Source organism: Embleya sp. NPDC059213, assembly GCF_042754445.1.
GTDB lineage: Bacteria > Actinomycetota > Actinomycetes > Streptomycetales > Streptomycetaceae > Embleya.
In genome coordinates, this window is record NZ_JBHZAV010000152.1 from 1 (window position 1) to 21,505 (window position 21,505).

Sequence of the window (21,505 nt, forward strand, 5' to 3'; positions counted from 1 at the left end):
AAGCAGGACCGGCCGACGGTAACTGACATGGCGTCAGATGTCTGCCCGGATGTTTTTCGTCAGTTCCAGCAACTCCGCCTCGCGATCCGCCCGCTCCCGAGGCCACCCCGGGGCGTCCGGTCGGGTCTGCCACGGATGCGGCCCCTCCGACGGCCGGTACTCCACCCCCAGCGCGTCCAGCCGGGCCAGGTGGGCCGACGTCAACCGCCCGGCGAACTCGGCGAAGTCGCCGGGACCCGACCACACCGCCTCGGCGAACGCGCACAACCGCGGGAAGGCCATGTAGTCGATCCGCCGCACCGAGTCCATGTGCTCGGTCCAGATCTGCGCCTGCCCACCCAACACCCGCGCGCCCTCCTCGGCGGACAACGCCGCGGGCACCGGCCGGAAGGCGTACGCGTCCGCCAGTGTCAACAGCGGCCCCACCGGAATCGGCTCGTCCACGTCCTCGCCCTGGCGGTAGTCGAAGTACACCGAGGTGTCCGGGCACGCCACCACGTCGAACCCGGCCCGGGCCGCCGCGATCGTGCCGTGCTCGCCGCGCCAGCCGCCGATCAGCGCGTCCGAGGGCACCGCCGCCCCGCCCCCCAGCACCTCGTCCCAGCCGAACAGTCGCCGCCCGTGCGCGGCCAGCATCACGGCCAACTCGCCAACGAACCAGCCGCCGAGCGAGCCCGGGTCGGCATGCCCCATCCGCTCCCACGGCTCGGTCGGCACCTCGTCGCCGCCCACGCACACATACCGGGACGGGAAGATCGCGCACACCTCCGCCAGCACGTCGCGGCAGAAGCCCAGCGCCTCCTCGGTCGGTGCGAGCACCCCGTCGGACACTCCGCCCCACCGGGTGCGCACCCCCTCCACCGGTACCGCGCCGAGCGACGGATAGGCCGCCACCGCCGCCTGCGTATGCCCCGGCAGGTCGATCTCGGGCACCACGGTGATGTGCCGATCGGCCGCGTACGCGACGATCTCGCGCAGGTCCTCGCCCGTGTAGTAGCCGCCGTGCGGTCGCTGGTCGAACGTCTCGTGCTGCCGCGCCCCCCGCATGCTGCCGGTGCGCCACGCGCCCACCGAGGTCAGCAGGGGCCACCGCGGCACCTCGATCCGCCAGCCCTGGTCGTCGGTCAGATGCAGGTGCAGCACGTTCAACCGGTGCACCGCCATCAGGTCCACGAAGCGCAGCACGTCCTGCTTGGGCAGGAAGTGCCGGGCCACGTCCAGCATCACCCCGCGCCAGGCGAAGGCCGGCTCGTCCTCGATCACGCCCACCGGCAGCGCCCATCGGTCGGTGCCCACCCGGGCGCGCCGGAACACGTTCGCCGGCAGCAGTTGGCGCAGCGTCTGCAGGCCCGCGAACACCCCGGCCGCCGAGCCGCCGCGCAGCTCGACCGCCGACGTGGTGACCTCCAGCCGGTATCCCTCGGCCGGCAGCCCCGCCGGGTCCAGGACCAGGGCGATACCCGGACCGGACGCCAGGAGGCACCCGGTCGCCGGGCCGAGCGCACCGCGCAACCAGGCCGCCTCGGCGGCCAGCTCGGGTGGATGGGTCAGCCCGGTGGTCTCCGTCAACACGAAGGCACCGGCCCCGGGCACGACCCGAACGGGCCGGGGCACCACGGACAGGTTCGCAGGGAACGTCGTCACCGGATCAGTCCTTCACCGCTCCGCCGAGCCCCGAGACCAGGTGCCGCTGTACCAGCACGAAGAAGATCAGGACCGGAATGGTCATCAGGGTGGACGCGGCCATGATGCCGCCCCAATCGTTCTCGTCCGGCTTGAAGAACACCATCAGCGCCGCCGGCAGCGTCTGGTGGTCGGTGTCCAGGATGAACGTCTTGGCGAAGACGAAGTCGTTCCACGCGGTGATGAACGAGAACACCGACGTGGCCGCGAGCCCGGGCGCCACCAGCGGGAACAGGATCCGCCACAGGATGGTGAACCGGTTCGCGCCGTCGATCCGGGCGGCTTCCTCCAGCGATTCGGGGATCGCCTTGACGAAGCCGCGCAACATCCAGATCGCGAACGGCAGCGAGAAGGCCAGGTTGACCAGCATCAGCGAGCCGAGCGTGCTGAGCCCGAACCCGGGCGCGACCGTGCCGATGTCGCGGACCAGGAAGAACAGCGGGATGGTCAGCGCCTCGACCGGCACCATCTGGGCGACCAGGAACATCACCAGGATCGTGGTGCGGAACTTGAAATGGAACCGGGTCAGCGCCACCGCGGCCAGGAACGACACCAGGCCGGAGAGCACGACCACCACGGTGGCCACGATCAGACTGTTGAGGAAGTAGCCGCCGAAGCCGCTGACCCCGAACGCGTCGCGGAAGTTGTCCAGCGTCGGATGCCACGTCCACGGCCGCGGGTCGACCGAGTTGATCTCGCCGTCCGGCTTGAGCGCGGAGAGCACCATCCAGTACAGCGGGAACACGGTGACCAGCGCGATCACGATCGCGGTGATGTTGGCGATGCGCCGGGACACCTTGCGGTCGCCCCTGACGCGACGCGGCCCGACCGGGCGTACGGCGGACGTACTGTTCACAGCTCCTCCCCGGAGCGACGCAGCGCGCGGATGTAGAAGATCGTGACCACGAGCAGGATCAGCGTCATCAACACGCCGATCGCCGCGCCCAGGCTGTAGTCCGAGGACGCGAACGCCTTCTGGTACGCGTACACGTTGAGCACCAGGTTCTGGCCGGCGATGCCGCCGCCCCCGGTCATCACGTAGATCTGGGTGAAGACCTTGAAGTCCCAGATGATCGACTGGATCACCACGATGGTCAGGATCGGCCGCAGGATCGGCAACATCACGTGCCGGAAGGTGGTCCACGTGGACGCGCCGTCCAGCCGGGCCGCCTCCAGGACGGAGACCGGGATCGACTCGATGCCCGCGTACAGCGAGATCATCACGAACGGGAACGAGTGCCACACGACCACGACGCCGACCAGCGCGAACGCGGACCACTTCTCGTAGAACCAGTTGTGGCCCTGCATACCCAGGACCTCGTTGACCAGGCCCAGGTTGGTGTCGAACAGGAACATCCACACCGTCGAGCCGGTCATCGCCGGTGCCGCCCACGCGCCGAGCGCGGCGAACAGCAGCAGCAGCCGCGGCCACTTGCCGATCCGGGTCAGCAGCACCGCGAGCGCCGCGCCCACCACGAGGGTGGCCACCACGCAGGCCGCCGCGAAGATCACCGTCTGGACCAACACGTCCCAGAACTGGTCGTCGCCCAGCAGGGTCGAGTAGTTGTCGAAGCCGACGAACTCGGCGACCTCGCCCGCCGACGCCTGCGGCTGGCCGAAGTCGAGGAAGGACAGCAGGCCGAGCTGGTAGAGCGGGTAGCCGAACAGCGGGATCAGGATGGCCGCGGCCGGCAGCAGCAGCCAGAACGGCATCCACGAACGACGCCGCCCGGCCGTGGTCTTCTTCGCGCCGCCGCGCGGGCGGACCGGGGCCGTGGCCGGCCGGTCCGCCCGCGCGGGCGTGGTGGTCGTGGTCACCGTGCTACTTCCCGGCGAACGCGTTGTCGATCGCGGTCTTGGCCTCGCCCGTCGCGCCCGGGACGTCGGACTTGCCGGTGACCACCTTCTGGAACATGGTCGGCACCACCGACTGCGAGTCGATCTTGGCCCACGCGGCGTCCTTGGGCACGAACTTGGTGCCCGCGTTCAGGGTGTCGATGAACGGCTTGAGCCACGGGTCCTTGGCCACCACGTCACCGCGCGCCGAGGCGAGCGTGGGCAGGTTGCCCATCGCGTCGAACATCTGGAGCTGGTACTTCTTGCCGCCCAGGATTTTCATGAAGTCGACCGCGAGCGAACGGTGCTGCGAGGACTTCATCACGCCGAGGTCGTTGCCGCCGGAGAAGGCCGGCGCGATCGAGCCCGGGGTGGTGCCCGGCAGCGGGACGACCGCGTACTTGCCCTTGGCCACGCCCGCCTCGACCGCGCTGCGCGAGGAGTTGGGCAGGATCGCCATGCCCGCGGTGCCGGCCGCGAAGGCTTCCACCGTCTTGCCGCCGGTCAGGTCGGCGCACTGCTGCGGCGGACAGATGTCCTTGCCGAACAGGTCGGTGTACGCCTTGACGCCGGCCTGCGACTGCGGCGAGTCGATCGCGGCGGCGTACTTGCCGCCCTGCTGGGTGGCGATCTCGCCGCCGTTGGCCCACAGGAAGGGCAGGCCGCCGAAGGTGTACTTGCCGCCGACCGCGATGCCGAGCATGTCCGGCTTGGCCTGGCGCACCTTCTTCGCGGCCTCGACCAGCTCGGCGTACGAGGTCGGGGGCTTGAGGCCGAGCTCGGTGAACACGTCGGTGCGGTAGTACAGCGAGCGCAGGCCCAGCCACCACGGCAGACCGTAGGTCTTGCCGTCGACCAGCGTGGTGTCCTTGAGGTCCTTGGGCAGGTCGCCCGCCTCCGACCAGTTGCCCAGGTCGGCGGAGATGTCCGCGAGGCCGCCGGCCGCGACGTAGCCGAACAGGTCGGTGTTGCCGAATTCGACCACGTCCGGCGCGCTGTTCGGGTCGTTGAACGCGCCCTTCATCTTCTCCGCACGCGGACCCGCGTCGGTGGGTATGTAGCCGATCTCGACGTTCACCTTGGGGTGCGCGGTCTTGAAGTCGGCGACCGCCGCGTTGACCACCTTCTCCTTCGGTGCGCGGTTCGCCTCGTCGTACAGCCACACCTTGAGCGTGCCGGTCTGTTCGTCGGCGGACTTCGACTTGGACGCCGTGCCCGGCGCGCACGCCGCCAGCGCGATGCCGGCCACTGCGACGGCGGCCAAACTCCGGATCTTCACGACAATTCCTCCTGCGGCGAGGCAGGCCGGAGCGACCGCGGGCGATGCCGCGACCCGAGGGTCGGCCTGTACGTCTGGACGTCTGCATCAATCGACACGAACGGGCCGCAAGGGGAAACAGTCCGGTGCGGCGTGAGCGGGACGTTAGAAAGCGACGCCGCGTTCCGACAAGGCGTCCCGGCGAACGTTGTGCACTGCAAAACTGTGTGCTGCGAAAGTGGTACCGGGTGCTCACGGACACGTAACGTCCCTGCTCGGTCGATCCGACGGCCATCCGCTCGACACCGAACGTTTGCGACTCGCTCGAAGGCGCGGGACGTGACGCGAACGACACGAACGACACCAGGACAGGGAGGGCGCGCCATGTACGACGTACGGCCGCGCGGCGGGCAGGTGCTCGGCGGCACCGACGGATCGGCGGCCGCCGCCCCCGTACTCTCGTCCGGAGCCCCGACGGGTCACACGCCCGGACACCTTGTCGGGTCGTCCTGAGGACATGCCAGTGAGCATCCACGAGCACCAGCGCGGCACCGACGACGCATCGAGCGAATCGCGCGGCGAGACCCGAGGCGGAGCGCGCCCCGAGTCGCCGCCGCCGCGCAACCAGTCCGCGTCGTTGCGCCGCGCCCTCGCCGTCCTGGAGCAGGTCCGCGACCACGCCGGCGCCGAGGGCCTGAGCCTGACCGAACTCGCCGACGCGCTCGGTCTGTCCAAGAGCACCGTGTTGCGGCTGGCCCAGCCGCTCCTGGACACCGGACTGCTCGCCCGCGACCGCCGGCACGGCCACTTCCGCCTCGGCCCCGGCGCGCTCGCACTCGGCCAGGCGTACCTGGCCGGCATCGACCTGCGCACCGCCGCCGCCGAGGAGGCGCACCGGCTGATGCGCGAGGCCGGCGGCACCGTGCACCTGTGCGTCCCGGACGCGCCGCACATCGTCTACATCGACAAGGTCGAGAACGAGACCGCCGTGCGGATGGCCTCGCGGATCGGCAGCCGCGCGCCGATGTACTGCACGGCCGTCGGCAAGGCGATGCTCGCCTGGTTGCCCGAGGAGATCTTCACCCAGGTGGTCGACGCGGGCCTGCCCACCGTCACCGCACGCACCCTGACCGATCCCACGCTGTTGCGCACCGAACTGGCCCGGATCCGCAACCGGGGCTACTCGGTCGACGATCGGGAGAACGAGCCCGAGGTGCGCTGTGTGGCAGCGCCTATCTTCGATCACAACGACGTCGTGGTCGGAGCGCTGTCGGTCTCCGGTCTGACGTCCCGCGTCACCGCCGCGCGGGTTCGTGAACTGGGACCCGCGGTCGCGGCGGCGGCCCTCCGTGTATCGCGCACCCTGGGAGCGACCCGATGACCCTCGACTCGTACACCAAAGGCACCTGGCTGCCGTATGAGGAACTCACCGACGACGAACTCGGGGCCGCCGAACACAGCCTGTTCGACGGTCCGTTCACCTGGCCGGTGATGGTCGCGCGCAAGTCCGCGCTGCTCGCGAACGTGGCCACGATGGCCGAGTACACCGTGCGCCACGGCGTGTTGTTCGCACCGCACGGCAAGACGACCATGTCGCCCGAGCTGTTCGCCGAGCAATTGGCCGCGGGTGCCTGGGGGATCACCGTGGCGACCGCGAACCAGGCGCTGGCCGCGCACCGGTTCCGGGTGCCGCGGATCATCCTGGCCAACGAGGTGCTGGACGAGAAGGTGCTGCGCTGGGCCGCGACCCGGCCCGACCTGCTGTTCTACGTGGACTCGCGGGCCGGCGTGGAGGTGGCCGGCCGGGCGCTGGCGGCGGTGCCCGGCGGGAAGTTGTCGGTACTGATCGAGCTGGGTCGCCCGGGTGGGCGGACCGGCTGCCGGAGCATCGCCGAGGGCGTCGAACTGGCCCGGGTCGCCGCCGCGGTGCCGGGGCTGACCGTGGCGGGCGTGGCCGGCTACGAGGGTGGCCTGCCGGACGCCGCCGCGGTGTCCGGCTGGTTGCGCGAACTGGCGGCCCTGGCCGACGGGATCGCCGACCTGGTGCCCGGCACGCCGATCGTCTCGGCGGGCGGCAGCGCGTGGTTCGACGCGGTCGTGGACGTGCTCGCGCCGGACGGCGAGCCGCTCGCCGACCGCACGATCATCCTGCGCAGCGGCGCCTACGTCTCGCACGACGACGGCCTGTACGCCCGCGTGACGCCGTTCGTGCGGCACCCCGAGGAGGGCTCGCTCGCGGGCGCCCTGGAGGTGTGGGCCCAGGTGGTCTCCGCGCCCGAGCCGGGCCTTGCCGTACTCGGCGCGGGTCGGCGCGACGTGCCCTTCGACCAGGACCTGCCGATCCCGTTGCGGGTGCGCGCGCTGGACGGGACACTGCGCGACGCGGGGCCGGCGCGTGTGGTCAGGCTCGACGACCAGCACGCCTACGTCGACCTCGGCGACAGCACGATGGCCCCGGGCGAGCTGGTCTGCCTGGGGATCTCGCACCCCTGTACGGCCTTCGACAAGTGGCGCGCGGTGCCGGTGGTGGACGACGACCACCGCGTCGTGGACGTGCTGAACACCCACTTCTGACCCGGCCGCCGGAACCGGCGCCGACCCCCGGCACCGTTTCGGCGCCGGACCGAACCCACCCCGGATCGACGCGTCGATCCCGAATCCGATGCCACCGACGACGCGCATCCGGCGAGAGGACATCATGAGCGCCGAACCCCGGGAAGTCCCGGACGTGGTCACGCTCGGCGAGACCATGGTGCTGCTCACCGCGCCGCGGATCGGCCCGCTGCGGCACGCCCGCACGCTCGACGTCGCCACCGGCGGGGCCGAGAGCAACCTGGCGATCGGGGTCACCCGACTCGGCGGGCGGGCCGCCTGGATCGGTCGGGTCGGCGACGACGAGTTCGGCCGGCTGGTGCTGAGCGTGCTCGGCGGCGAAGGGCTGGACACGCGCGGCGCGGTGGTCGACCCGGACGCGCCCACCGGGCTGATGGTCAAGGCCCGGCGGACCAGCGCGGTCACCGACGTGCGCTACTACCGTGCGGGCAGCGCCGGTTCGCGGCTGTGTCCCGAGGATGTGGATCCCGCGCTGGTGCGTTCCGCCCGGATCCTGCACGTCACCGGCATCACGCTCGCACTGTCCGCGACCGCGCGGGCGGCGGTGCGCGCGGCCGTGGCCGAGGCGAACGCGGCCGGCGTACCGGTCTCGCTCGATGTCAACTATCGACGGGCGCTGTGGTCGGTCGAGGACGCCGCGGCCGAACTGCGGGCACTGGCCGCCGCCGCGGACATCGTGTTCGCCACCGAGGAGGAGGCCCGCCTCGTGCTCAAGGCGCCGGCGCACACCCCGCTGCTCGACCTCGCCCGCGAACTCGGCGCGCTCGGCCCCGGCCAGGTGTTGCTCAAGCAGGGTGCGCGCGGCGCCGTCGCGATCGTGGACGGCCACGTGCACGACGTGCCGCCCCACCGGGTCGACGAGGTCGACCCGGTGGGCGCGGGCGACGCGTTCGCCGCCGGTTATCTCGCCGAACTGGTCGAGGGCGCAACGGTGGCGGCCCGGTTGGCCACCGCCGCCGCGGCCGGCGCGTTCGCGGTCACCGTGCCCGGCGACTGGGAGGGACTGCCCCGCCGGGACGAACTGCGACTGCTCCGACGCGACGACGCGGTCGCCCGCTGAACCGCCGGCCCGCCGGCTCGCCGAGAGGTCGATCGGGGGTGCGAACCACCGCGGTCCACAAGCGGATCCGCACCGACGCCGGTGGCCGCGTCGGTCACAGCGGTTGGAGGAACTCCAGCCGGTTGCCCACCGCGTCCTGCGCGTAGCACCGGCGATGGCCGGGGAACTCGCCGTCGGGGACGACCTCGGTGCCGTTCGCGGTGAGCCGGGCGATCACCTCGTCCAGGTCGGAGACCAGGATGCCGGGATGCGCCTTGCGCGCGGGTCGGAAGTCGGCCTCGACGCCGAGATGGATCTCCAGCGTGCCGGCGCGCACCCACAGGCCGCCGCGCGCGGCCAACACCGGCGGCTTGGCGACCTCGGTCATGCCCAGGACGCCGAGGTAGAAGGCGCGGCACGCGTCCTCGCTGCCGGCCGGAATGGCGAGCTGTACGTGGTGCAGGGCGAAGGTTGTCATGCGCGCATGCCTACTCCATCGCCGCGCCGCCGCCAATCCCCTCCGGCCGGGCGCCGACCCGATCCGCCCCGGCGCATGGGACGGCCCCGCCCGATGCGTGGAAGAACGCACCGAGCGGGGCCGAGGTGCCTGGTCAGCCCTGGTTGACGCAGACGTTGCCGATCGCCGGGTTGAGCAGCCCGACGATGTTGACGGTGTTGCCGCACAGGTTGATCGGGACGTGAACCGGAACCTGGATGTTGTTGCCGGAGATCACACCGGGCGAACCCACGGCCGCGCCGTCCGCGTCGGAGCCGGCCAGGGCGGGGCCGGCAGCGCCCGCGAGAGCGGCGCCCACAGTGGCGGTCAGGACGGCGGCCTTGGCGATACGCGACATCTTGTGTCGGTCCTTTCGGTTCGTACAGTCCACCCGCGGCGGGTGGATCCTGCACAACGCGCCAGGCGGCTCTCGGATACGGCGACACCACCGAACGAGCGGTTGTGGCGGGCAAATTACCCCGGATGGGCGGCGGCCCGGAGCCGCAGGGCCAGTTCGTGCGCGACCTGGGCGAGTTCCGCGGGTGCCGTCGCGGACAGTGCGCCGAGCACCTCCGCCGTCGCCTCGACGACCGCGCGCGGCACCGCCACCGGGGCCAGTCCGTCCAGCACCGAACGGGTCCGCGCCGCGACCGGCACCGGTTCGAAGGCCGCCGGGGGAGTGGCCGGCCCGGCCGGGCCGAGCGGATCCCCGTCCGGCCCGGGGCCGGGAATCAGGCTGCGCAGACCTCTGGGCACGGCGGGCACTGTCATTCCACGGAAGTTAGTGCAACCGCCGTCGCGAGTTTCCCCGGCAGGCGCGATATTCGGCCATCGCCCGCAGTTTCCCTCAGGGTTTCATCCTGTCGGGTGACGGCGCTGTCGGATTCGGCGGCTAACGTTCCCGCCAACCTGGTCACCGGCGCAAGGCGCCTTGTGCCGCTTGGCATTTGACGGGTTGTCACCGACTTTCTCGGACGGCAGTGGAGGGAACGATCGTGGGATGGATCCCGGCGGGCGACTATGAGGTCGCCCTGCAGGACGGCAAGGTGGTGTGCCGCAATGCCAAGGGGCGGCAACTGAAGTCGGTGCCCGGGAAGCTCGCCGAGGACCCGGCCGTGGTGGGCCTGCGTCAACTCGTCGAGTGGCTGGAACGCCACGACCGCACCTGCCTGGACGCGGTCGAGCGCTGGATGATCGGCTCGCTCCCGGTCCCGGTCGCGGTGCTCTCCCGAGTGTGGCCGGATCCCTCCTGGCAGCGCGTCCTGCGCGACCTGGTGGTCACCGCCGACGGCGCCGACGTGGCCGGATTCCTGCGCGGTGCGGACCCCGAGCGCGGCGTCGGCATCGTCGACCCCGACGGCGACACCGTCTACCTCGACGCACAGACCATCCGGATCCCGCACCCGGTGTTGCTGGAGGACCTGGAGGACCTGCGCGAGTTCGCCGTCGAACTGGGGGTCGAGCAGCGCGTACAGCAGCTCTACCGCGAGGTGTGGCACCGACCCGCGGACCTGGACGGCAGCCGCAGCGCCGTCGAGGAGTTCTCCGGCGGGCGCTACGACCAGTTGCGCTTCCTGATCGGCCGGGCCACCCAGTCGGGTTACCAGGTGCGTGGCGGCCAGGCCGTGTGCACGGTGCTCGACGGAGGTCGCGAGATCGAGGCCCGGATGTGGCTGGGCGACTACGACGGCTACGAGGAGACCGAGACCGGATCGGTCTCCTGGACCGAGGGCGGCAGCACGCTGACCCTGGACCGGGTCCCGCCGGTGGCCTGGTCGGAAGGCATGCGCATGGGCGCCGCGCTGTACGCGGGCCGCACGATCGAGACCACGGAGGACGCGGCATGAACACCACCGGCACGAGCACCACCCCCGACAACGCGCGCGGCCTGCTGGACGCGGGCGGCATCCTGCCGGTCGGCACCCTGACCGGCGACGACATCGACACGCTCACCGTGCGCACCTACCTGCACGCCGCGTTCGCGGACCGCCCGATCGTCCGGCTGGTCCCGGGGACGCTGGGCGAGGCGGAGGACCTGGCCCTCGGCTTCCTGGGCCTGGCCCGCGAGCCGGACGCCCCCGAGGTCGGCCAGGTCCGCCGCGAGGCACTCGGCTTCCCGGCCTGGGCCCTGGTCAACGACCCGGCCAACGGACACCACGCGCTGGCCCTGGTCCGCGACATCGAGCGGCTGGACCGCCAGGCCAAGACCAAGCCCGGCGCGGCCAAGGACGGCTTCGACCAACTGGCGGTGCGCCTGGGCCGGGCCGTACCGCACTTCCTGCCCACCTTCCACGAGCAGGCCGCGCGGATCTTCCTCAAGCACGACAACAAGACCTACGCGTCCGCCTTCTTCGGCAAGGCCCGCGAGGCCGAGCGGGTGCACAACCTGCCGATCGAGGAGGAGCGGCTGCGCGCGGTCTTCCTGGAGTTCGCCTTCGCCGGCGCGCTGACCGCCAAGGCGCTCAAGGAACACGCCAAGGCGCTGGCCGTGCGCCTGGGTCCGGCCCAGGCGTGGGTGCAGTTCCGCCAACTCGCGGTGGAACGCTGCACCGCGGGCATGCCGCCGTACGCCGGCCTGGCCGAGGACGCCCGTGCGCTGATCCGGGCGGCCGGCGGCGACCACACCGTCGAGGAGTTCGCCCTGCTGCGCGAACTGCTCGCCACACCGGCGATCGGCCGGGCGCCGCTGTCCTTCTGGAAGGTCAACCGCAAGCCGCTGGCGACGCTGGCCGCCGCCGAGCCCGAGGTGCGGGCCCGCCTGCTGGAGATCCTGCCCACCCCCGGCGGCACGGTCGAGGACGCCGACCTCGACGGATTCTGGCTCGACCTGCTCGCCGAGGCGGGCACCCTGGACCTGCTGGCCGACGGCGACCTCGCGCCCGGCGCCCGCGCCCAGTGGCTCGCCCGCTGGGCCGCGCACTCCCGACGCGGCTGGCGCTACAGCCCGCGCAACGAGCGCACCGCGAAACTGATGGTCCGGATGGCGGGCGCGCTGCGCGCCGAGGCGGTGCCGGTCGACCTGTTCAACGGCAACGGTTGGCGCGCCGGCGTCGACATCGACCTGCTGGACGTGGCCCTGACCGAGGGCATACCGCTGGCCGACCCGAAGCCCAACGGCTCGTTCGACCTCGACGAGTGGTGGAGCGACCAGGCCGCGGGCCGCCGCGAGCTGGCCGCGATCGCCGCCGACGAACGCCACCTTCCGCTGCTGTATCGGGCGATCGGCAACCTCAAGAGCAACCACCACAGGGCCACCGCCGAGCATCCGGTGTTGCGCGGGGTGCTCGCGAACTGGCTGACCGAGCAGGGCGCCAAGGTCACCTCGGCGGCCGGCCTGCCCGCCGCCGAGCGCGAATTCTCGGTGCTCAACGGGTTCCGTTCGGTGGCCGAGGAGGTCACCCCGGACGTGGTCGCCCGGGTCCGCGCGTTCGACCCGGTCGCCCTGCTGAGGAACACGCTGCGGGCCGGCGTCTACGACGAACTCGGCTGGCCGGCCCTGGAGGAGGCCGCCGGGATGTTCGGCCACAAGCACAAGATCGTCGTCGACGAGGCGTGGCCCGCGCTCGTGCTCTCCACCGAGAAGCGCGCGGTCGTGGTCGGTCCCGAGGGCATCCTGCTCGTGCACGAGCCGCGCCTGCCCAAGGAACGCGTGACCTGGCAGCGGGTCCAGTACCGCTACGTCGACGGACAACTCCTGGTCGCCTGGTACAACAAGGAATACGACTGGGAGGGCTACTGGTCCGGACGCCCGACCGAGACGTTCCTGCTCGCCGGCGAGGGCTTCGGCCGCTCGGACAGCGACACCCGGCTCTCCCTCGAACTGCCCGACGGCGGCCGGACCACCGGTGGCCGCCCGCTGTACGCCGGTGACACCAAGGTGCCGCCGCGTCGCGGCGTGCTCACCGACGGCACCACGCACTGGTCCCTCGACTTCGACCGCGGCGACCGCAAGTGGACCGAGTACGACCCGGCCACCGGCATCCACGGCCGCGCCTCGCTGCCCGCCCCGTTCGCCGCCGCAGTCGCCGACGGCGGCACGCTCGTGGTCGACCGGTGCGAACTGCTGCCGCTGCTGCCCGGCCTGGAGAACAGCCCGCTGGGCACCGACGGCACGCTGCTCGGCCACTGGGTCCGGGTGGACGGCGACACGGTCACCGCCGGATCGGTGGACGGGCGCACCGTCGGCACCCCCGTGCGCAACCGGCGGCACGGCGACGGCATGCCGCAGGAGGTGCCGATCGGCACGCTGCGCCTGCCCGGCGGCGCCGCCCCGACGGTGGTCTTCGAGAACGGCAACGTGTCGCTGTGGTCCGGTGACGTGCTGCTCGGCTACTGCATCGGCAACCAGGGCGGCATCGAGCTGGCCACCGGCAGCCGGATCGTCCCCGAGGTCGCGTTCTGGCACGCGCTGCGACCTCGCGACGAGGCCGGCTCGCTGGCCCTGCGCGCGCTCACCCCCGAGCGCGCCGCCGCACTGGTCGCCGAGGTGCACGCGGACCACGAGCGGGCGCAGGCCGAGTACGCCATCGCCAAGAAGTCCGGGGACAAGTCCAAGGCCAACCGGCCCGACCCGGTGCGGATCGTCCCGGTGCGCCTGCTGCTGCCCGAGCTCGGGCACGCCGGACTGGTCCGCAGCGTCGCCACCCTGGCCTCGACCACCGCCCGCCTCGCCGGCCGGCTGCGCGATTTCGGCAGGATCACCGTCAAGGAGCAGAAGACCCGCGAGGTGCCCACCGGCCCCGAGCACGGCAGGGACGACGAGCTGCGCGCGGCGCTCGCCGGGACCGCGGGCATCGGCCGCTCCGGCTACTACGGCTCGGGCGGGACCATGTGGACCACGGTGAACCACATCACCGCCGTGGCCGAGGCGCTGACCCGCACCGACGGCCCGGCCGAGTGGACCGTCGAGGACGTCCGGCTCACCCATCCGCAGCTCGGCTGGCACGAACTGCTCGACCGCCGCGCCGCGCTGCTCGCCCGCGCCCTGTCCCCGTTCACCTCCGAGGAGCACCGCGCGTCGTTGCTCGTGATCCTGCAGGCGCTCACCGCCGGGCCGCTGGGCACTCCCGCCGGGACGCTGCGCACGGTCGTCCTGTGCGAGCCATCCCCCAAGAAGAAGAACAAGGAGCACAAGCGGCAGGGCCGCACCATCCGGCGCGGCGACCGTACGGTGTTCATCCTGGACAGCCAGTACACCTACGGCAACGACAAGGACCACTGGGTCGCGCTCGACCACGACCCCTCGGGCCGATTCGACGCGATCGACGGCTTCACCACCCACGAGGAACACCGCTACGTCGAGCCGATGTCCGCCGAGCGGGTCGCCGCCGTGCTGGACGGGATCCGCACGAACGGGCCCCTCCCGTGGCGGCCCGAGGCGGTGCCGGCCCTGGTCGAGGGCACCGGCCTGGGCCGGGCCGAGGCGAGCGTGCTGCTGGCCGGCATGGTCGCGGACGACTTGGACAAGGACCGGCGAGCGGTGCTCGGACTCAAGGCCGCCGAGGCGACCAACGCCCGCGAGCAGTTGGACCGGCTCGACGCCGGCGCGCGGGCCGGCGTCCTGGGCGCGCTGATTCCCGAGCAGGTGTCGGACATCCCCACCCTGTGGACGACGGGCCCCGACCTCGCGGCCGGCTGCCGGGCGTGGGACGCCGCGTTCGGCCGGGTGCTGCGCCTGTCCGAGGAGGTCGCGGCGGACGCCCGGGGCATCCCCCCGGCCTCGTTCGAGTACGTGCTCACGCCGGAATCGTTCCGGTGGATCACCGGCACCTCCACCCACACGGTGGACAAGGACGGCCGGCTGCTCGCCTCCGACCCACAGGCGGTGCCCAGCGGCAACGTCCTGAACCACATGGTGTCCGCCCTCGTCTGGCTCGCCTACCGACTGCCCTACGGCGACCCGTTGCGCGCCCAACTGCCGCACGCGCTCGGCATGCTGCGCACCCGGCTGGCCGACCCGGGCCTGGTCTTCGACCTGGACATCGAGTACGCCGAGCGCGGCTCCACCGCCACCCTGCTGCGCGAGGCGGTCGGCCTGCCCGCCACCGGCGGCGCGGACCCGGACGGCGTGCTGCGCATCGAGGACCGCTTCTGGCTCCGGCCCTGGTACGGCGACAGCGAGTTCGCCGAGGTGCGACCCGCCGGCTTCACCGGCGCCGACGACCCGTGGTTCGACCGGCTGATCGCGCTCCGCGGCGCCGCGAACTCCGCGAGCCTGAAGGCGTTCCGCCGGATCCTGGACCCGGCCTTCGAGGAACTCCTGCGCGCCGACGGCCCGCCCGGCATCCCCCAGGACCCGGCGTACGCGGTGCCCGACCTGGTCGCCGAGGTGGCCAAGACGCACGGCCTCGGCGAGGACGCGGCGATCCTCTACCTCCAGTTGCTCGCCCTGCCGGACCCCACGGACCGTCAGGTGGCCCGCTGGACCGGCTGGAAGCCCGCACGGCTGAAGAAGGCCCGCGCCGAACTCGCGGCCACCGACCTGGTCGTCGAGGCCAAGCGCTCGCGCGCCGGACGCACGTTGTTCGTGCCCGGTGGCTGGAGCGCGCTGAAGAACCCGGCGCTGCCCCTGGAGACCTGGAAGGAAGGGCTGTACCCGCAGCCCACGCACACCGTGATCGTGCCCGACCGCCCGGTCCCCGAACTGTTCCGCCGGGCCTGGCAACGTGTGCTCGACGGCGATGCGCCAGGCTTCGAACAACTCGTCACCCGCACCACCCGGAAGGGCCGCCGCTGATGGCAACCGCAACCGAACCCGCCACGAGCGCGCGCCAGATACAACCCCCCGAGGACCTGTACGCCCAGGAACTCGCCTTCCTGGCCGCCTACGACCGCGGCCCGCGCCCGCCCGCCTGGCGACTGACCCCGCGCGCGGTGGTCATCTTCGTGATGGGCAGCGGCGACGAACTCAAGCTGCCCGAACCGGTCGAGGGCCTGCCGCGGGCCCTGACCATCGGCGCCAAGTTCGTCGGCGAACGTGCCCTCGTCGAGCGCTGCGTGGTCACCCTCGCCGGCGAACGCGGCCTGCTCCTGGTCGGCGAGCCCGGCACCGCCAAGTCGATGTTGTCCGAACTGCTGGCCGCCGCCGTGTGCGGCACCAGCGGACTCACCGTGCAGGGCACCGCCGGCACCACCGAGGACCAGCTCAAGTACGGCTGGAACTACGCGCTGCTGCTCGCCCAGGGCCCCAGCCGGGGTGCCCTGGTGCCCTCGCCGGTGCTCACCGCGATGACCACCGGCGCGGTGGCCCGGATCGAAGAGGTCACCCGCTGCCTGCCCGAGGTGCAGGACGCGCTGGTCTCGCTGTTGTCCGAGCGCCGGATCGCCGTCCCCGAACTCGCGGGCGGCGCCGACGCCCAGGTGCACGCCGCACCCGGGTTCACCCTGATCGCCACCGCGAACCTGCGCGACCGGGGCGTCTCGGAGATGTCCGCCGCGCTCAAGCGCCGGTTCAACTTCGAGACGGTCGGCCCGATCGGCGACCACGACGCGGAGATCGCGCTGGTCCGCCGGCAGGCCCGGGCCGCGGTGGAACGCACCGGGACGGCCTACGCCGTCGACGACACGGTGCTGGAGGTACTGGTCACCGCGTTTCGTGACCTGCGCACCGGCCGCTCCGCCGAGGGATGGGAGATCGAACGCCCCTCCACCGTGCTGAGCACCGCCGAGGCGGTCTCGGTGGCGTCCTCGCTCGCACTGGCCGCGGCCTATTTCCCGGGTGACCGGGACGTGCTGAGCCTGCTCCCCGGACACCTGCTCGGGGTCGCGAAGAAGGACGACCCGGCCGACGCCGCCCGGCTCCTGTCCTACTGGGACGCCGCGGTGCGCCGCCGCGCGGAACACGGCTCGGCCACCTGGCGCACCCTGTGGGACCTGCGCGGAGTCCTGGAGGGCTGACGAGGTGTCGACCACACGTACGGACGGGCCCATCGACGAGGCCCGTCCGGCTGCCGAGCGCCTGGCGGCGTCCCGGCAGCCCTACCTGATCGGGGTGCGCCACCACGCCCCCTCGCTCGCCGCCGCCGTCCCGGCCCTGCTGGACGCGGCCCGCCCCGACGTGCTCCTTGTCGAACTGCCGCACGAGGCCGCGCCCTGGCTGCAATGGCTCGCACACGAGGACACTCGCGCGCCGATCGCCCTGGCCGGCACCGGCCGGGGCGGCCTCGGCTTCTACCCGTTCGCCGACTTCTCGCCGGAGTTGGCCGCGCTGCGCTGGGCCGCCCGCAACGGTGTCCCGGCGATCCCGTGCGACCTTCCGCTGGGCCACCCCGGATGGGACCGCACCGACCGCGCGTCCGACGGCGAGGGCGCGGAGGCCGGAGCGGAGACCGGCGCGGGCGGCCTGCACGCCGCGTTGCGCGACCGGCTCACCGGCCGGGCCGGCGACGATCTGTGGGACCGGCTGGTCGAGGCCACCGCACCCGGCTCGACCGCCGAGGCGATCCGCCGGGCGGCGCTCACCGTCGGCTGGGCCCTGCGCCGGGACGCGGGCACCGTGGACCCGGTCGACCTGCGCCGCGAGGCGTGGATGCGCGCCACGCTGCACGAGGCGACCACCACCGGCGCGCGTGCCGCAGTGGTGCTCGGCGCGTTCCACGCACCGGCGCTGCTCGAACCGGCCCCGTCCGAACCGGACACCACCACACCCGCCGCCGAGATCGCCGACGTCACGATGTCGCTGATCCCGTACACCTACCCGCTCCTGGACGCCCGCTCCGGCTACCCGGCCGGCATCCGCGACCCGGAATGGCAGCAACGCGTACTGGAATCCGGCGGCGACCCGGCCGCGCTGCACGAGGCGCTGATCGCCGCGGCCGTGCGGATCTGCACCGACCTGCGCGGCCAGGGCCACCCCAGCGGACCGGCCGACGCCCGCGAGATCGTCCGGCTCGCCGGCGACCTGGCCAACCTGCGCGGACTGCCCGCGGCGGGCCGTGGCGAACTGCTCGAAGCGGTACAGACCGTGCTCACCCACGGCGAGCCGCTGGGCCGGGGCCGATCGGTGGCCCGCGCACTCGAACGTGTCCTGGTCGGCAAACGAGCCGGCCGCCCGGCGCCGGCCGCACCGCGCAGCGGCCTGGGCCCCGAGGTGGAGCGCCGGATCACCGAACTCGGCCTGCCCGGCCCCGCCGACCCGGCCGAACGCGACCTGCGCCTGGACCCGCTGCGCAGCGACCTGGACCGGCGGCGCGAACTGCTCCTGCAACAACTGACGACCTGTCGGATCCCGTACGCCGAACCGGTCGCGGTGGTCGGCGCCGGCGGCGCGGACGCGGTCACCACCCGCTGGCGGGTGCGCTGGACCCCGTCCGTGGCGGCCCTGTTGGACGCGGCCGGCGTCCGGGGCGTGACCCCGGAACAGGCCGCCGAGGGCACCCTGCGCGCACAACACCGAGCCGAACTCGACGAGGGCGGCCCCACGGCGGAACAGATCCTCACCGGCCTGGAACGCGCCGCCGCGTGCGGCCTGTCCGACCTGACCGCCACCCGACTGAACGAGACCGGCCAGACCCTGCCCACCATCGCCACCCTGCCGAACCTGCTCACCGCCCTGACCCTGACCGACCGCATCCACGCCGGCCACCTGGGCGCCACCCCCCGAACCCCCGACCCGACACCCCCTACCCCACCCACCGCCACCGCGCCCCCCGACCCGAAGTCGACGACGCGCCCCGACGCCGTGTCCGCCGCCACCCCCGGCACCCTCGACCCGGCCCGCACCGACTCGGACACGCGTCCCGGTGCCGGTGAGGACGTCACCCAGACCCTGCTCACCGCCGCCGTCCGCCACCTCGACGGTCTGACCGGATCCGACGACCCCGCCGATGCCCGGGCCCTGGCCGATCTGGCCGAGCGCGCCGACACGTTCGGCGGGATCCGGTTGACCACGGGACTGGCCCGACTGGCCGCCGACGGCTCGCCGCTGATGTCCGCCGCGGCCGGCGCCGTGCGCGTCCTGCTCGGCCACGAGGACCCGGCCGACCTCGGCGACCGGATCGGCTCGTGGCTCGACACCGCGACCACCCCGGCCGCCCGGGCCGACCTGACCCGCCGGCTCACCGGCTTGCTCACCGCGGCCGGCCCGCTCCTGCAGACCGGCGGCCCGGTCCTGGCGGCTCTCCTGGACCGCGTCGACACCCTCGCCGACCGCCCGTTCCTGGACCGGCTGCCGGCCCTGCGCGGCGGCTTCGACACACTCAGCCCCGCCGCCCGCGACCGCGTCCTCGACGCGGTGGCCGACCACCTCGGCGACCGGGTGGACACCGACGCCGACCCGATCGCCCTGGCCCACTGGACCTCCGCCGACCTGACCGCCCACCAGGCCCTGGCCCACCGATCCCTGCTTCCCCCACCCACCCCCACGAACGCTGCCGAGCCGGCCGCCGCCCCCGCGCCCGCGGCAACTCCCGCCGCCGGCCCGGTGAGCGGGTGGGCACAATCCCGACCCCACCAGGACGCCCCCGCGGCCATCCCCCCACAACAGCGCTGGAAACTGATCCTCGGCCGCCGCTCCGACCACCTCCAGGGCAACGCCCGGCAGATGGCCACCGCGCTCGACGAGCTCTACGGCACCGGCCGAGGCGAAGGCTCCCGCAGCGACCTCGGCAACGGCGACCGAGGCGGCCGACAGGCCCCCTACCCCGGCGTCCGGGAATGGTCCGAGGACCTGATCGCCCTCTTCGGCTCCGACATCCGCGAGGAGGTCCTGGCCGCCGCCGCGGCAGCCGGCCGTACCGACGTCCTCACCCACCTCGACCCCGCCGCGGCCCGCCCCTCGGTGGACCTGCTCAAAACCGTGCTGGCCCACGCCGGCGGCCTCCCCGAGGCCAAACTCGCGCTGCTGCGCCCGCTGATCTCCCGGATCGTCGCCGAACTCACCCGCGAACTCGCCACCCGGCTGCGACCTGCCCTCACCGGCATCACCACCCCACGCCCCACCCGCCGTCCCGGCGGCGCCCTGGACCTGCCGCGCACCCTGCGCGCCAACCTCGGCACCGCCCGCCGCACGGCCGACGGAACCGTGGTCGTGGTCCCGGAGCGGCCGATCTTCCGCACCCGGTCGAGCCGCAGCAACGACTGGCGGCTGATCCTGGTCGTGGACGTGTCCGGCTCGATGGAGGCATCGACCATCTGGTCCGCGCTCACCGCGTCGATCCTGGCCGGCGTCCCGTCGCTGAGCACTCACTTCCTGGCCTTCTCCACCGAGGTGATCGACCTCACCGAGCACGTGCACGATCCGCTCGGCCTGCTCCTGGAGGTCGAGGTCGGCGGCGGCACGCACATCGCCGCCGGCCTGCGCGCCGCCCGCGAACTGGTCACCGTGCCCTCCCGCACGCTGATCACCGTGATCAGCGACTTCGAGGAGGGCTACCCCCTGGGCGGCCTGCTCGCCGAGGTACGCACCCTGGCCTCCTCCGGCTGCCACATCCTGGGCTGCGCGAGCCTGGACGACGCGGGTCGCCCGCGCTACTCCGCCGCCGTCGCCGGCAGCCTCGTCGCCGCCGGCATGCCGGTCGCCGCCCTGAGCCCCACCGAACTGGCCCGCTGGGTCGGAGAGAAGGTCCGATGAGCACCCAGGGCCTACCACCGGTCGCGCCGGACGTCACCGCCGGCATCATCGAGGCGCTCACCCCGCGCCTGCGCAAACGCCTGGACGCCGCGATCGACAAGCTCGCCGCGTACCCGGTCTCCCGCGACGGCGACACCGTACGGATCACCGTCGGCGAGGACGCCGAACTGACCCTGTCCATCCCCACCGGATCGGTCACCCGCGCCGAGGACCTGCACTGCTCGTGCCTGCTCGCTCCGGCCTGTGTACACCGCGCCGCAGCCGCCGCCTCGGCCCCGGTCGCCGATGCCGAACCCACCCCGGAAACCTCGAACACCCCCGACCCCCAAGGCACTTCGAGCACCACCGAGACCCCCGACCCGAACACCGCCACAACCCCGCACCAAGCCGCCGCAAGCACGGAGCCCGGCGCCGGCACCGAACCCACCGGTGCCGAACGCGCCGCCGCCGACGCGTTGTGGACGGCCGGCGCCGCGATCGTGGACGCCGGCGTCGACACCGCCGGCGCCGTCCTCCAGGCCGGCCTGCTGCGCGCCGCGCACACCGCACGCCTGGCCGGACTGCACCGGGCGTCCGCCGCCGCCGTCGCGGTGGCCACCGGCCTGCGCACCGCCCGGGCCGGCGATCCCGCGTACCGGCTCACCGACCTGGTCGCCGCGCTGCGCGAACTGCTCGACGTGGCGCACCTCCTGCGCACCTCGACGGGGGGGACCGCCCCGGCCCTCGACGCGTTGCGCGGCACCTCCCGCCGGGCCTACGCACCGGCCGGGTCGTTGCGGCTGTACGGGCTGTTCACCGAACCCGTACTGACCGCCCGCGGCTTCGCGGGCGCGGTGACCACCACCGTCGACCCGACCGGCACCCTGCGCACCATCGGCGACGTCGCCCCCGGCGGGGGGGGCCGCGCCGGGGGGGCCCGGGCCCCCCCCGGCCCGGGGGGGGCGCCCCCCCACGCCCCCGGCGCGCGCCCCCCCCGGGGCTAAAAAAAAAACACAGACCCCCCCAACAACA

The 21,505-nt window shown here is 73.1% G+C and carries 15 protein-coding genes; 8 read left to right on the forward strand and 7 right to left on the reverse strand.

What is annotated here, in order from left to right; genetic code table 11:
• Positions 1-33: 33 nt before the first annotated feature.
• Genes ACFXMF_RS36415 through ACFXMF_RS36430 form a run of 4 tightly spaced genes read right to left on the reverse strand, consistent with a single transcriptional unit; the run spans position 34 to position 4,798 of the window.
• Complete coding sequence (locus tag ACFXMF_RS36415; protein ID WP_360308684.1) at positions 34-1,644, reverse strand: beta-N-acetylhexosaminidase; 1,611 nt, start codon at positions 1,642-1,644, stop codon at positions 34-36.
• A 4-nt stretch (positions 1,645-1,648) separates the two neighbouring features.
• A complete protein-coding gene (locus ACFXMF_RS36420; protein WP_379992741.1) occupies positions 1,649-2,539 on the reverse strand; it encodes a carbohydrate ABC transporter permease in 891 nt (296 codons plus the stop codon).
• Entirely contained in the window at positions 2,536-3,501 is a 966-nt protein-coding gene (locus ACFXMF_RS36425) for a carbohydrate ABC transporter permease (RefSeq protein ID WP_380020987.1), read from the reverse strand. The genes ACFXMF_RS36420 and ACFXMF_RS36425 overlap by 4 nt, the downstream gene beginning before the upstream one ends.
• A gap of 4 nt (positions 3,502-3,505) precedes the next feature.
• Positions 3,506-4,798 carry an extracellular solute-binding protein gene (locus ACFXMF_RS36430; RefSeq protein ID WP_360308690.1) on the reverse strand — a complete coding sequence of 431 codons (1,293 nt, stop codon included), beginning with the start codon at positions 4,796-4,798 and terminating at the stop codon, positions 3,506-3,508.
• Positions 4,799-5,294: 496 nt separating this feature from the next.
• Here ACFXMF_RS36430 and ACFXMF_RS36435 point away from each other — a divergent pair, with 496 nt between their 5' ends.
• The 3 genes from ACFXMF_RS36435 (at position 5,295) to ACFXMF_RS36445 (ending at position 8,450) form a co-directional block, all read left to right on the forward strand.
• The gene (locus tag ACFXMF_RS36435; protein WP_360308693.1) at positions 5,295-6,158 is read left to right on the forward strand and encodes an IclR family transcriptional regulator; all 864 of its coding nucleotides are present in this window, start codon (positions 5,295-5,297) and stop codon (positions 6,156-6,158) included.
• Positions 6,155-7,351, forward strand: coding sequence for an alanine racemase (locus tag ACFXMF_RS36440; protein WP_379992616.1), 1,197 nt, complete (start codon positions 6,155-6,157; stop codon positions 7,349-7,351). The genes ACFXMF_RS36435 and ACFXMF_RS36440 overlap by 4 nt, the downstream gene beginning before the upstream one ends.
• Before the next feature lie 124 nt (positions 7,352-7,475).
• Positions 7,476-8,450: a sugar kinase gene (locus tag ACFXMF_RS36445; RefSeq protein WP_380020989.1), complete on the forward strand. Its 975-nt coding sequence runs from the start codon at positions 7,476-7,478 to the stop codon at positions 8,448-8,450.
• A 94-nt stretch (positions 8,451-8,544) separates the two neighbouring features.
• On the opposite strand, the gene ACFXMF_RS36450 is transcribed toward ACFXMF_RS36445, so the two are convergent.
• The 3 genes from ACFXMF_RS36450 to ACFXMF_RS36460 form a co-directional block, all read right to left on the reverse strand.
• Entirely contained in the window at positions 8,545-8,907 is a 363-nt protein-coding gene (locus ACFXMF_RS36450; protein ID WP_360308702.1) for a VOC family protein, read from the reverse strand.
• A 133-nt stretch (positions 8,908-9,040) separates the two neighbouring features.
• Positions 9,041-9,283, reverse strand: a complete 243-nt coding sequence (locus tag ACFXMF_RS36455) for a chaplin (protein WP_360308705.1) — start codon at positions 9,281-9,283, stop codon at positions 9,041-9,043.
• Positions 9,284-9,399: 116 nt separating this feature from the next.
• On the reverse strand, positions 9,400-9,696 hold the full coding sequence (locus ACFXMF_RS36460; RefSeq protein ID WP_360308707.1) for a hypothetical protein: 297 nt from the start codon (positions 9,694-9,696) through the stop codon (positions 9,400-9,402).
• A 224-nt stretch (positions 9,697-9,920) separates the two neighbouring features.
• On the opposite strand from ACFXMF_RS36460, the gene ACFXMF_RS36465 reads away from it, so the two are divergent.
• The 5 genes from ACFXMF_RS36465 to ACFXMF_RS36485 are packed head-to-tail and all read left to right on the forward strand — an operon-like array spanning position 9,921 to position 21,477.
• On the forward strand, positions 9,921-10,772 hold the full coding sequence (locus ACFXMF_RS36465; RefSeq protein ID WP_360308710.1) for a DUF4132 domain-containing protein: 852 nt from the start codon (positions 9,921-9,923) through the stop codon (positions 10,770-10,772).
• Positions 10,769-15,661, forward strand: a complete 4,893-nt coding sequence (locus ACFXMF_RS36470) for a hypothetical protein (RefSeq protein ID WP_379991579.1) — start codon at positions 10,769-10,771, stop codon at positions 15,659-15,661. The genes ACFXMF_RS36465 and ACFXMF_RS36470 overlap by 4 nt, the downstream gene beginning before the upstream one ends.
• Complete coding sequence (locus ACFXMF_RS36475; protein WP_360308716.1) at positions 15,661-16,821, forward strand: AAA family ATPase; 1,161 nt, start codon at positions 15,661-15,663, stop codon at positions 16,819-16,821. Before ACFXMF_RS36470 ends, ACFXMF_RS36475 begins: the two co-directional genes overlap by 1 nt.
• 4 nt (positions 16,822-16,825) lie before the next feature.
• Positions 16,826-20,494 (forward strand): DUF5682 family protein, encoded by a 3,669-nt coding sequence (locus ACFXMF_RS36480; protein WP_379991578.1) that lies wholly within the window; start codon positions 16,826-16,828, stop codon positions 20,492-20,494.
• Positions 20,491-21,477: a hypothetical protein gene (locus ACFXMF_RS36485; protein WP_380020991.1), complete on the forward strand. Its 987-nt coding sequence runs from the start codon at positions 20,491-20,493 to the stop codon at positions 21,475-21,477. Before ACFXMF_RS36480 ends, ACFXMF_RS36485 begins: the two co-directional genes overlap by 4 nt.
• Positions 21,478-21,505 lie beyond the last annotated feature (28 nt).